At 69.0% G+C, this 12,045-nt stretch carries 10 protein-coding genes; 3 read left to right on the top strand and 7 right to left on the bottom strand.

What is annotated here, in order from left to right:
- Window positions 1-36: 36 nt before the first annotated feature.
- The 4 genes from rplI to rpsF all read right to left on the bottom strand — a co-directional run bounded on the left by rplI (window position 37) and on the right by rpsF (window position 1,706).
- Window positions 37-486, bottom strand: coding sequence for a 50S ribosomal protein L9 (gene rplI, locus BDK92_RS18125; RefSeq protein WP_121157771.1), 450 nt, complete (start codon window positions 484-486; stop codon window positions 37-39).
- Window positions 487-500: 14 nt separating this feature from the next.
- Window positions 501-740 carry a 30S ribosomal protein S18 gene (gene rpsR / locus BDK92_RS18120; RefSeq protein ID WP_007073789.1) on the bottom strand — a complete coding sequence of 80 codons (240 nt, stop codon included), beginning with the start codon at window positions 738-740 and terminating at the stop codon, window positions 501-503.
- 44 nt (window positions 741-784) lie between these two features.
- A complete protein-coding gene (locus BDK92_RS18115) occupies window positions 785-1,333 on the bottom strand; it encodes a single-stranded DNA-binding protein (RefSeq protein ID WP_211349271.1) in 549 nt (182 codons plus the stop codon).
- A gap of 82 nt (window positions 1,334-1,415) precedes the next feature.
- Complete coding sequence (gene rpsF, locus BDK92_RS18110) at window positions 1,416-1,706, bottom strand: 30S ribosomal protein S6 (RefSeq protein WP_121157770.1); 291 nt, start codon at window positions 1,704-1,706, stop codon at window positions 1,416-1,418.
- A 1,023-nt stretch (window positions 1,707-2,729) separates the two neighbouring features.
- Between rpsF and BDK92_RS18105 the strand changes: the two genes are divergently transcribed.
- Entirely contained in the window at window positions 2,730-3,533 is an 804-nt protein-coding gene (locus BDK92_RS18105; protein ID WP_121162353.1) for a deoxyribonuclease IV, read from the top strand.
- Complete coding sequence (locus BDK92_RS18100) at window positions 3,533-5,842, top strand: hypothetical protein (protein WP_246017107.1); 2,310 nt, start codon at window positions 3,533-3,535, stop codon at window positions 5,840-5,842. Before BDK92_RS18105 ends, BDK92_RS18100 begins: the two co-directional genes overlap by 1 nt.
- A 94-nt stretch (window positions 5,843-5,936) precedes the next feature.
- Here BDK92_RS18100 and BDK92_RS18095 read toward each other — a convergent pair whose 3' ends face one another.
- The 3 genes from BDK92_RS18095 to BDK92_RS18085 all read right to left on the bottom strand — a co-directional run bounded on the left by BDK92_RS18095 (window position 5,937) and on the right by BDK92_RS18085 (window position 11,216).
- Window positions 5,937-7,475, bottom strand: coding sequence for a glycosyltransferase family 87 protein (locus BDK92_RS18095; protein WP_121157769.1), 1,539 nt, complete (start codon window positions 7,473-7,475; stop codon window positions 5,937-5,939).
- A gap of 112 nt (window positions 7,476-7,587) precedes the next feature.
- Window positions 7,588-10,557, bottom strand: coding sequence for a transglycosylase domain-containing protein (locus tag BDK92_RS18090; protein ID WP_121157768.1), 2,970 nt, complete (start codon window positions 10,555-10,557; stop codon window positions 7,588-7,590).
- A 197-nt stretch (window positions 10,558-10,754) separates the two neighbouring features.
- Window positions 10,755-11,216 (bottom strand): DUF5318 domain-containing protein, encoded by a 462-nt coding sequence (locus tag BDK92_RS18085; protein WP_121157767.1) that lies wholly within the window; start codon window positions 11,214-11,216, stop codon window positions 10,755-10,757.
- A 176-nt stretch (window positions 11,217-11,392) separates the two neighbouring features.
- Here BDK92_RS18085 and BDK92_RS18080 point away from each other — a divergent pair, with 176 nt between their 5' ends.
- A complete protein-coding gene (locus BDK92_RS18080; RefSeq protein WP_121162352.1) occupies window positions 11,393-12,040 on the top strand; it encodes a PadR family transcriptional regulator in 648 nt (215 codons plus the stop codon).
- Window positions 12,041-12,045: the final 5 nt, after the last annotated feature.

Below are 12,045 nucleotides of genomic sequence, written 5' to 3'. Positions count from 1 at the left end.
CCCGTAGGGGCACGGCCTTCACTCGTCAGTTCCGGACTAGCGTCCCTGTACCACGTTCAGGTCGAACTTGGCGGTGACCTCCGGGTGCAGCTTGACCCGCACCGCGTACGCACCGATCGACTTGATGTGGCCGGGCAGCTCCAGCCGGCGCCGGTCGAGCACGGGGCCGCCAGCGGCCTTGACCGCGTCGACGACCTCGGCCGGGGTGACCGAGCCGAAGAGGCGGCCACCGTCGCCGGCCCGCGCCTTCAGGCTGATCTTGAGCCCTTCGAGCTGGCCCTTGACCTCGTTGGCGTGGCCGAGGTCGCGGATCTCGCGAGCCGAACGGGCCCGCTTGATGACCGTGACCTGCTTCTCCGCGCCCTTGGTCCAGACGATCGCGAAGCCCTGCGGAAGCAGGTAGTTCCGGCCGTAGCCGTCCTTGACCTCGACGATGTCGCCCGGAGAACCGAGGCCGGACACTTCCTGCGTCAGGATGACCTTCATGTCAGCGTCTCCTCTCAGCGGGCCGTGGCCGTGTACGGCAGGAGCGCCATCTCACGGGCGTTCTTGACCGCACGGGCGATCTGGCGCTGCTGCTGGGAGGTAACCCCAGTCACCCGCCGAGCGCGGATCTTGCCGCGGTCGGAGATGAACTTCCGCAGCAGCGCGGTGTCCTTGTAGTCGATGTAGGTGATCCCGTCCTTGTCGAGCGGGTTCACCTTCTTCTTCGGCTTGCGCAGTGCCGCAGCCTTTGCCATTGCTCTTGCTCCTGGTTTGCGATCTCGAGCGCTCGGCGGCGCCATCAGAACGGAGGCTCTTCGTCGAAGTTTCCGCCGCCCGAACCGGAAGCCGAGGAGGACGGGGCTGCCGTGGCCCACGGGTCGTCGAAGTTGCCTCCGCCGCCCTGCTGGCCACCACCGCCACCGCCACCGCCGGAGGCGCCGAAGCCGCCACCGCCGCCACCGGAACGCGACATCTTCTGCACCTTCGCCGTGGCGTACCGCAGCGACGGGCCGATCTCGTCGACCTCCAGCTCGATGACGGTGCGCTTCTCACCCTCGCGGGTCTCGTACGACCGCTGACGCAGCCGGCCCGAGACGATCACGCGGGCACCCCGCTGCAGCGACTCGGCGACGTGCTCCGCTGCCTGCCGCCATACGGTGCAGGCAAGGAAGAGCGGGTCGCCGTCCTTCCACTCGTTCGTGGCCCGGTCCATGAACCGGGGCGTGGAAGCGACCCGGAACTTGGCGACCGCCGCGCCGGACGGGGTGAAACGCAACTCGGGGTCATCAGTCAGGTTGCCGATGACCGTGATGGTGGTATCTCCTGCCATGACCAACTCCTCGCGCACTCATCAGACTCCGTCGTAAGGCTGCCAGAGCCGTACGACAGAGCCCTGAGGCTGATCCGGGCGTGCCGGGAAAGAACGCGCGTCAGCGCGTTTCCGGCCGGATGACCTTGGTGCGCAGCACGGACTCGTTGAGTCGCAGCTGACGGTCCAGCTCAGCCACCGCAGCAGGCGAGGCCTGCAGGTCGATGACGGCGTAGATGCCCTCGGCCTTCTTGTTGATCTCGAACGAGAGGCGCCTGCGGCCCCACACGTCGAGCTTCTCCACCGAGCCACCCGCAGTGCGGATCACGTTGAGGTACGTGTCGAGCGACGGGGCGACGGTGCGCTCCTCGAGGCTTGGATCGAGGATGACCATGATCTCGTAATGACGCAAGACGTGCTCACCTCCTATGGGCTAGCGGCCACGGTCCTTCCGTGGCAGGAGGTCGTGCGTCGTTGCCGCGTACTCCAGAGGGGGAACCCTCGGGTACATGGACAACCTGACCAGGATACCCGGTGGCGTACCGAGACGTTCACCGGGCGTACGGGTGTTACCAGGGGCCCCTTCCCGTCTTGATCGACGGGAAGGGGCCCCTTTCCTGCAGAGCCGCGGGGCGCCCTATCCGCATTCTTTGGGTGGGACCTGGGGAGGAACGACCACACCGATGAGGTTGGATAGGAGGCGCCCCGCGGAGCCTACTGAGTTGTCATCTTACGCCACAACAGTCCGTGTTGCTCGTTGAGCGACAATAGCCCGAATTGCCCCAGCGCTGACCCCCACCACGCAGACCGTGGCGACCAGCGCGAGCAGGCCGGTGGACCCGGATTTTCGGGATGGCCCGGCAACTCCGGGAGATCCCGCTGCCAGACTCGGGGACCAGGCCGACCAGCGGGCACTCCCCTCCGCCGCGCCGGGCCGCGCGACGGAGGGGGCCCATTGATCAACGCCATAGGTACGTCCGAACGCCGGCACCACGTCGACCCGCACCGCCGCATCGGCGGCAGGCTGGCAGCCCGATCCCGGCGAGGGCACCCTCGTCGAGTCGGCCCGCGGCACGGGTGCGTAACGGAGGCGAAGCAGGTCACTGCCCCCGGGATCGGTGTCGGAGGCACTGTCCCGCCCAGGAGCGCCGGCAACCGGATCGCCGACCGCGACCGCTGCCGCCAACGGCGGCGCGCCGGCGAACAACGCGGCGACAGCCACGGTGGCGCGACGGTGACGGAGCAGCGGTGGCACTTCTTCATCCCTTGGTTCGGCAGTGCTTCCAGGCCCGGTCCGAACTGCCGGACCATGAGTCTCACCAGTGCTAACGACCAGCCTTGCGGGCGGTAACGCAGGGTGGCGGCGCGGTTCCGCCACGAGGTCCGGCAGTCGGCCGCGATGTCACGGGCGACGCCGGGACGTAGGCTCGCCTTCATGCGTATCGGAGCCCACGTCGACTCGGCGGACCCGTTGGACGAGGCCACCCTCCGGCAGGCGGACACGGTGCAGTTCTTCCTCGCCGACCCGCAGGGCTGGAAGCCACCGGAACCCCGCGCCGACGCCGACCGGTTGCGCGCCGCCGACGTCGACGTCTACATCCACGCGCCGTACGTGATCAACGTGGCGACGCTCAACAACCGGATCCGCATCCCCAGCCGCAAACTGTTGATCGAGCACGCCAACGCAGCTGCCACGGTGGGCGCGCGCGGGTTGGTCGTACACGGTGGGCATGTGAACAAGGGCGACGACCTCGCGAAGGGGTTCGACAACTGGCGGAAGACCTTCGCGTACGCGGCCGAGTCCGGTGGTTTCGCCACTCCGGTGCTGATCGAGAACACCGCTGGCGGCGACAACGCCTGTGCCCGCCGGTTCGACTCGCTCGCCCGGCTCTGGGACGCCGTTGGCGAGTACGGTGTCGGCTTCTGCCTGGACACCTGCCACGCCCACGCGGGCGGTGAGGACCTCCTCGACATCGTGGACCGGGTCAAAGCGATCACCGGCCGGATCGACCTGATCCACGCCAACGACTCGAAGGACGGATTCGATTCCGGCCGCGACCGGCACGACAACCTCGGACAGGGGAACATCGATCCGGACCTGGTCGTCGCCGTGATCCGCGCCGCTGGCGCACCCGTCGTGGTGGAGACGCCGGGCGGGGCGGCGGGCCAGCGCGCGGACATCGCCTACCTGCGCGAGCGAGTGAGCGGTGAGCGCGTCGGCGGTAAGGGAAGAGCCTGATGACAACCGAGCAGTCGAACATGACCGACGCGCCCGCGGAAGCGGGCGATCACCCGGCTCCCACCGCCAACGGAGCGGCGAACGGCGGGTCGGGCGGCACCACCAACGGGTCGACCAGCGCCACCCCGCCCACCAAGGCTGCCAGGGCCACCAAGACCACCGAGCCCGCCAAGACCGGCGAGACCACCGAGCCCGCGAAGACCGGCAAGACCGGCAAGACTGGCAAGCCCGCCAAGCCCGGCGAGTCCGCCACCGGTGGTCGGACCAGCGGGGCTGACCAGACCGCCGAGAAGAAGGCCGACCAGACCGGGGCGAAGAAGGCGGCGGACGGCACGGACGCCGGTGCCGGCGACCCGGCCAAGAGCACCCCGGCCGCGCCCGGCGACACCGTCATCGACCTCGGCACCATCGGCCCCGACGTCGCCGCCCAGCCCGGCGCGCGCCGGCCCTGGTGGCGGCGGATCGTGCCAGGACGGCGCGCCACCACGACCTCGCCGCCCGGGTCACCGGAAGGCGAACCGGTGGACCGGTGGTCTGCTTTCGGGCCGGCGCCGGAACCGGTGCCCGGACCGGTTGGCCGGGTGGGCCGTGCGATCGGTCGGACGTTGATCCACGAATGGACGTTGGCCAGTCTGGCCAGTCTGGCGTTGGCAGTCGTACTGACCTGGCCGACGCTGCGCTACCCGCAGCACACCATCGCCCAGGACATCTGGGACCCGACCCTCCAGGCATGGCAGATGTCCTGGTCCGGGCACATCCTGCTGACCAATCCGGCACTGCTGTGGCAGTCCAACGCCTTCTACCCGGAGTCGTGGAGCTTCGCCTTCTCCGACACCCTGCTCGGCTACGCGCCGGCGGGCATGATCGGAGAGGGTCCGGTCGCGGCGATCCTCCGCTACAACATCATCTTCGTGCTGGCGCACGCGCTCGCGGCACTCGGCGCGTACGCGTTGGTCCGCCAACTCGGCGCCGGCAAGATCGGCGCGGCGGTGGCCGGGGTCGCCTTCGCCTACCCGCCGTGGCTCCTCTCCCAAGCCGGTCACCTGCATGTGCTCTCCAACGGCGGAATCCCGCTGGCGCTGGCGATGCTGGCGCGGGGACACGGCTGGTCGCTGCGACACGGCTTCCGGCCGGAACGCCGACACGCCGGCTGGGCACTCGCCGGCTGGCTCGTCGCGGCCTGGCAGCTCAGCCTCGGCTTCGGGATCGGTCTGCCGTTCGCGTACTTCCTGGCCCTGATCATGCTCGTCGCCGCGGTCACCTGGTTCGTGCGGCGTACCTGGGTGTGGAAGGAACGGCGGCCGCTCGGAATCCGGCTGCTGCTGGCCGACTTCTGGGGAGCGGTGATCTTCGCCGGGATCGGCGCACTGCTCGCCATCCCGTACTTCAAGGTCGCCGAGCTGCACCCGAACGCCAAGCGTACGGTCGGCGACCTCGCGCTCTACTCGCCGCCGCCGAGCGGATTCGTGGTCGCGCCGCAGGAGTCACTGATCTGGGGACGGCTGCACGAGGCGGCGCGGGCCGGGCTGCCCTGGGCACCGGAGAACACCCTCCTGCCCGGGTACGCCCTCTACGCGCTCGCCCTCGCCGGCCTGTTCTTCTCCATCTGGACCGTACGGCAGCGGTTGCTGCTGCTCGCCGCAACGCTGGTGACCGCCATCCTCGCGATGGGCACCCAGTTCTTCGGTGGACGCTTCACCTACCTGCCGCTCTTCGAGAACCTGCCCGGCTGGGACGGCGTACGTACACCGGGCCGGTTGATGATCTGGACCACGCTGCTGCTCGGCATCCTCGGCGCCGGTGCGGTGAGCGCTTTCGCCAAGCGGGCCCGGGACATCTCGGCGGCGGAGCGGATCCCGCCCCGCCCCGGCCCGTGGCTGCGCCTGGCGACCCTGCTGCCACTGGCCCTGGTCCTGGTCGAAGGACTCAACTCGACCCCGACCCCGATCGTGCCGGCCCAACCCGCCGCGCTCCGTACGGTCGACGGACCGATCATGGTCCTCCCCTCCGACCAGGGCACCGACCAGCACGTGATGCTCTGGTCGACCAGCCGGTTCCAGGACGTGGTGAACGGCGGCAGCGGGTTCACCCCGGAGTCGCTGGCGGAGGTACGCGAGCGGACCCTGACCTTCCCCGACCAGGGCAGCGTGGACTACCTACGCGGGCTCGGGGTGAGGACGGTCGTACTGCTCAAGGACCGGATCGCCGGCACACCCTGGGAGCAGGCCGCCGAGCTGCCGGTGGAGCAGTTCGGCATCCAGCGCGAGGACCGGGGCGACACCATCGTCTTCCAGCTCGCCCAGAGCTGACCGGACGCGGATCCAGCAGCCCAACGGCACTGGCCCGGACCGCCGCGATGCGGTGGTCCGGGCCAGTTCGGTTCGTACCCTCGGATGGCGCCGGTCAGGGGACCGGTACCGGCTGCCCGGGCGAGGGTGGTTCGGGCGGGGCGGCGTCGGAGTGGTCCGCCCTCCGACCGGTACGCCAACGGGTGAACCACGGCGCGTCCGGCGCACCGTTGAACACCCCGCCATCCGGGTCGTCCTCGTAGGTGGCGCGCACCGGGTCGAGTTCGGGCCGGAGGACCTCACGCACGATCAGCACGCACAGGATGACCACGGTGACCCAGCGGAGCGTCGCGGCGAGCACGAACACACCCTCCGGGAAGACCTGCTTGCCGGAGGCGCCGAGCAGTTCCCCGTAGAAGGCGACGAAGTAGCAGATCTCCGCGAACTGCCAGGCGAGGAAGGCGCCCCACCGTGGTCGGGCGAGCACCAGCAGCGGCAGCAGCCAGAGCGTGTACTGCTGGGACCAGACCTTGCTGAAGATGAGGAACGCGGCGACCACGAGGAACGCCAACTGGGCCAGCCGGGGCCGGCGCGGCGCGAACGCGGCGAGCAGGGCGACGCCGACGCAGGCCAGGATGAAAAGGGCGTACGTCAGGTAGTTGAGCGTCGGTACGTTGTTGCTCAGCCACTGGAACGGCCCCTGGTCGCCGGGGTTGCCGGTGTTCCACTTCCCGTCCAGGTAGCGGCCGATGTACCAGAGCGTGCCCCAGTCGATCGGCCGTTCGCTGTTCAGGTCGAAGAACCGCATCCAGCTCTCCCGGTAGGGGATCGCCACCGGCAGGTTCACCGCCACCACGGTGACGACGGCGGCACCGGTCGCGACCAGCGCCTGGCGTAGCCGGTTCGCCCGTACGGCAAGCACGAGGATCGGACCGAGGATGAACAACGGGAAGAGTTTCGCCGCGCCGGCGAGCCCGAGCAGGACACCGGCCGCCACCGGTCGACGCCTGGCCCAGGCGTAGAGGCCGAAGGCGGCGAGCCCGATGGCGAGCAGGTCCCAGTTGACGGTCGCGGTGACCAGCAGCGCCGGGGAGAGCGCGAAGAGCGCGGCATCCCATGGTCGACGTCGGCGCAGTGACAGGAGCATGGCGACGGTGGCCACCGCGAGCGCGCTGAGCACGACGGCGTTCAGGTTGTAGAACCACATGCCCTGGTTGAGGCCGGGCCGGGATTCGCCGAGAGCGTGTACGGGAAGGCCGAGCGCCCCCATGAAGTACCCGGTCACCACCGGGTACTCGACCGGGTGGTCCTGGTAGGGCACCTTGCCCTCGTTGAGGCCCTCGGCGTAGTAGAGCGCGAGCACGTCGGTGTAGCAGAGCCGGGTGTACTGGATGTTGTTCTGCCACGCGCCGTCCTGGCAGGGCGACTTCTGCACCCAGTGCAGGGCGAGGGTGAGGCAGGTCAACGCCAGCACGATGCGTGCGGCGCTCCAGAACACACCACTGCGGCTGCTCCGGGGGTGGCCGACCTCCACGGCATGGTTGCCGAGCGGTCCACCGATCGCCTCGGCCAGCCCCCGGACAAACCCGTCCGAGCGGGAGGGGTGGTCCACCTTTTCAGGCTCGTCGATGCCTGCCGTTGGCTGCACGCTCATGACCCGACATAATGCCGCATCAACGGGCCCCCCACGAGTACGTGGGCGGTCACGGTAACCACAAAAAAGGGCCGGCGACCGGGTTGCACCCGGCCGCCGGCCCTTCAGTCGATCAGCGTCGCCCGCCGTCGGTGGGGACTATCCCACCACCATTGCCGCCCGGCTGCACGGGCAGACCCGGTAGGCCGGTGGGTTGAATCGGTTGATTGGGACCACCCGGTTGACCGGGACCACCCGGTTGACCGGGACCACCCGGTTGACCCGGCTGTGCCGGGGGCTGCCAGGTGCTGCCCGGCGGGCAGAACATCTGGACCGGGAGGGTGCAGATCGACGGCGCGACCGGCTTGACCCCGTTGCCGGCGTCCGGGTCACCGAAGTCCTTCGGCGGATCGGGGAACTTCTCCACCTTCTGGCCCTTCATGACCGCGTTCATGAAGACCTTCCAGATCTCACCCGGAAGACCGGCACCACCGATCGATGCGCCGTTCTTGTCCTTGATCGCCTTCAGGTCACCGACGTTGCCGACCCAGACCGCCGTGGCCACCTGTGGCGTGGCCCCGACCATCCACGCGTGTGCGTTCTCCTTGCTGGTCGGGCTCAGCTCCCAGGTTCCGGTCTTGCCGGTGGCGGGGCGGCCACCGGAGAGCGTGTCCTTGCCGACGGCGGGGACCTTCTCGAGCACCGCGTTGACGGCGTCCGCCACCACGCTACGGATCCGCCGCACGGGCTTGATCTGTTCGCCGCCGATCTGCTCCCAGGCGCCGGTCTCCTTGTTCTTCTTCTCGACCTTCGCGATGAAATGCGTCTCGGCGTACATGCCCCGGGCCGCCAGGGTGGCCACACCGGTGGCGTGGTCGAGCACGGTGACGCCGTACTGACCGAAGCCGACGTAGGTGTCGAACGGGGAGTCCTTGCCGGAACCCTTGACCATGTCGTACGGCTTGCCGTCATCGGTCCACATGGTGGTGATCCCGGCCGCCTTGGCCATGTCGACCACCTTGTCGACCCCGATCTTCTCGGTGACGTGGTAGAACGGCACGTTGTACGACTGGACGGTGGATTCATCCAACGTGCAGTACTTACCGCAGGCGGGTTTCCGGCCCGCGTTGTTCACCGTCGGGCCACCGCCAGGGACCTTGTAGTCGGTCGAGTCCCAGTGCGAGTCGACCGCTATGCCGGCCTCGAGTGCCGCCGCCAGCGTGTAGACCTTGAAGGTCGAGCCTGGTGGGTGACCACCGGTCAGGCCGCCTTCCATGTTCTTGCCGGCGTAGTCGTGGCCGACGCCGTTGTCCCCACCGAAGTAGGCCAGCACCCGCCCGGTTCCCGGCTCGATCGCCGCCGCCGCCGCCATCAGGTTGGCCGGCTGGCCCTCGAGCTCGGAGCCCTTCGCCTTACGCCAGGCGGCCGCCTCCAGCGCCTTCTGCATCTTCCAGTCGATGGTGGTGGTGATCTTGTAGCCTTCCTCGCGGATCTGCTTGATGCAGCTATCCGCGTCCTTGCAGATCTTCTTCTTCACCATCTCGTCGCGGACGTAGTTGACCACGTTGCCGGACGGGGTGTTGATGCCGCACTCAAGGCTGCAGGCGGTGTCGGCCGGCTTCGGCTGGACCTCCGGATATTCGGTGGGCCGCTGATCCGGGGTGAGCCACTTCTTCTCGATCATCCCGTCGAGCACGTACGTCCAGCGGTCCTTGGCGGCTTCCGGATTTTCCTTCGGGTCGTAACCCTTGTGCCCGGTCTCCGGGTCCGGCTGCGGCTGCTTGATGACCGCCGCCAGCACCGCCGCCTCGCCGACGTTCAGCTTGTCGACCGGCTTCTTGAAGTACGCCTGCGCGGCCGCGTCGATGCCGTACGCGCCCCGACCGAAGTAGATGGTGTTCAGGTAGAACTCCATGATCTTCGGCTTCGGGTACTTCTCGTTCAGCTTCGAGGCGAGTACCGCTTCCTTGACCTTCCGGCCGTAGCCACCGGTCAGGGTCATGGCGTTCTTCGCGTACTGCTGCGTGATGGTCGAGGCACCCTGCTTGGTGCCACCGGTGAAGTTGTTCCACGCCGCCCGGGCGATACCGATGTAGTCGACACCGCCGTGGGTGTAGAAGTTGCGGTCCTCGGCCGAGGCGACCGCGTGCTCCACCTCGTCGGGGATCTGGTCGATCGTGACGAAGTTCCGGTTCACCTCACCCAGCTTCACCATCACCTGGGTGCCGTTGCTGGCGTAGATGGTGCTGGAGAGCGGAAGCGGCATGTCCGACGGGAGCAGCACCTGGGTCGAGTAGTAGGTCACGCCCACAACGCCGCCACCGGCGAGCATGATGAGCACGGCGAATCCGGCGATCAACCAGTTGACCCGCTTACGGATCTTGGCCTTGCGCAGGGCTTCGGGATCGCCGTTGTCCCCCCGCCGACCGCGCCGACCCGGGCCGTCCGGCCCGTCGGGGCCGCCCGGGCCACCAGGCCCGGTGGGTCCGGCCGGACCGCCGGGACGCACGCTCGCCCGGCCGGCGATCCCGCCACCGGCGACGCCGCCGACCGACGCGGAGCCGACGCTGGCCCGACCGGCCAGTCGGTCGCCGCCGAATCCGCTGTCCGCTCCGGGTGGGGTGGCCCGGCCGACCTGCGCCCGACCCGCCGACCCGGCGCCGACCGAAGCCGAACCGACCGATGCTGCACCTCGTGACGCCGAACCGACTGAGGCAGAACCGACTGAGGCCGAGCCGACCGAGGCCGCTCCTCGCGACGTCGGGCCTCTGCCGCCGGGACCGGCCGCGGAGTCACCACGCGGCCCGGGGCCGGCCGGCGGACCGCCCACCGAGGCTGAGCCGACCGAGGCCCGTCCACTCGACGCCGGGCCCACCGAGGCCGAGCCGCGTGACGCGGTCGGGCCGGGGGCTCCGGCGCCGCCGTTCGGTCCGCTGTGGGCGGACCAGCCACCGGCCGCACCCTCCGGTGCGGACGCGCGGTAGGTCGGGGCGGCCGACGCCGGACGCCGGTACGGGTCGTCCGCCGCGGGTCCGGGTTCGCCGTTAGGCCCTGGACCATGGGCCTGACCGCGCGCGGAACTGGGGTCGCCGTACGAGTTCATCTGTCACACCCTGCCGGTCGCGGTGGCGCGCGCGAGGGCCGCCACCGGGTTGCCGTGAGCTAGAACACGGTGCAAGCTTGGCCGGTATTGCCCATTGCCTGCAGCCACTTCGGGAATTTCCGGACTTATCCGGTTAGTAATCCGCCGCTCGCCCTGATTTACCGGGGAAACCGTGCTAAGGGCCGGGGGCGGTGGGATCACCGGCGCGCCTCACGCCTTCGTCGAGCCACTGGGGCTCGGGAACCGGTAGCGGCGACGGCCTCGTCCATTTGCGAGTCCCCCTGGTCACCGGTCACGCCATCCCGTCCGAGCAGGTACTGCTCGACAAGGTGGTTCCAGTCGCAGGCGCGGCACACCTCGACTACGTAGACCTGGAACTCACGCACAGTCATGGCGAGCACGGGCAACTCAGCCAACGTGCGCGCCTGGCCGGCGGACTGCTTGAGCTCATCGCCGTAAATGTAGTGGACGTGCGTGAGATTCTCGCGCCGGCAGATCGGGCACCGCACCTCGGTCGGCTCGCCATGGAAGCGAGCGGCGTTCTTCAGGTACGGAGACGCGTCACAAACCTCGTACGTACCGACCCGTCCGGCGTACACCTCACGCAGAACCGCCCGCTTCTGGAGCGAGTAGTCCACCACCTGGCGCTGCGTACGCATGCGGTGAAGGGTACGCGGTTCGAGCGCACGAGGCGACCACCGTCACACTCTGTAACGACACGCGTGCTGATCAGGGTTTGCCCTGCCGGGGCCGAGGGGTCTACGGTGCGATGTATCGGTCCGATACATCGGGTGGATTACCGAGGGACAAGCGGGGAATGGAGGACTGGCACCAAATGCTTGAACTCGCCATCCTCGGCCTCCTACAGGAGTCCCCCATGCACGGCTACGAGCTGCGCAAGGAGCTCGCCGCCAAGCTCGGCGCCATCCGCGCGGCGATCAGCTACGGCTCGCTCTACCCGACGCTACGCCGGCTGCAGGCCGCCGGTTGGATAGCCGAGGCGACCGAGACATCGGTCACCACCGAGCTGGTCCCGGCCCTGACCAGCCGACGGGGTCGGGTGGTCTACAAAATCACCGCGGAAGGCAAGGAACGGTTCGCCGAACTCATCGCGCAAACCGGTCCGGAGACGTACGAGGACACCGGATTCGGGGTGCACTTCGCGTTCTTCGCCCGTACCGACCAGGCAACCCGCCTGCGGATCCTGGAAGGTCGCCGACGCAAAATCGAGGAACGTCGCGAGGGCCTGCGCGACGTGCTGGGCCGAGCGGCCGAGCGCCTCGATGCGTACACACTCGAACTTCAGCGCCACGGGCTGGACGCCTGCGAACGCGAAGTCCGCTGGCTGGAGGAGCTCATCGCCAACGAGCGCTCCGGCCGGTCCCCCTCGGCACCCGATCCGGGTGTCGGCGGGACCCCATCAACCGAGGTAAGCCCGTCTCCGCCTGGGCAGCAGTCCAGCATCGAGCCGGAGCGGCCGTGATAAAG

The sequence above is a fragment of the Micromonospora pisi genome, from assembly GCF_003633685.1.
Classification (GTDB): domain Bacteria; phylum Actinomycetota; class Actinomycetes; order Mycobacteriales; family Micromonosporaceae; genus Micromonospora_G; species Micromonospora_G pisi.
This window is presented reverse-complemented; position numbering and strand designations above follow the sequence as displayed.

Coding starts and splice junctions, on each gene's coding strand:
- rplI (WP_121157771.1), bottom strand. CDS start 486: ATGAAGGTCATCCTGACGCAGGAAGTGTCCGGCCTCGGTTCTCCGGGC.
- rpsR (WP_007073789.1), bottom strand. CDS start 740: ATGGCAAAGGCTGCGGCACTGCGCAAGCCGAAGAAGAAGGTGAACCCG.
- BDK92_RS18105 (WP_121162353.1), top strand. CDS start 2,730: ATGCGTATCGGAGCCCACGTCGACTCGGCGGACCCGTTGGACGAGGCC.
- BDK92_RS18100 (WP_246017107.1), top strand. CDS start 3,533: ATGACAACCGAGCAGTCGAACATGACCGACGCGCCCGCGGAAGCGGGC.
- BDK92_RS18095 (WP_121157769.1), bottom strand. CDS start 7,475: ATGAGCGTGCAGCCAACGGCAGGCATCGACGAGCCTGAAAAGGTGGAC.
- BDK92_RS18090 (WP_121157768.1), bottom strand. CDS start 10,557: ATGAACTCGTACGGCGACCCCAGTTCCGCGCGCGGTCAGGCCCATGGT.
- BDK92_RS18085 (WP_121157767.1), bottom strand. CDS start 11,216: ATGCGTACGCAGCGCCAGGTGGTGGACTACTCGCTCCAGAAGCGGGCG.
- BDK92_RS18080 (WP_121162352.1), top strand. CDS start 11,393: ATGCTTGAACTCGCCATCCTCGGCCTCCTACAGGAGTCCCCCATGCAC.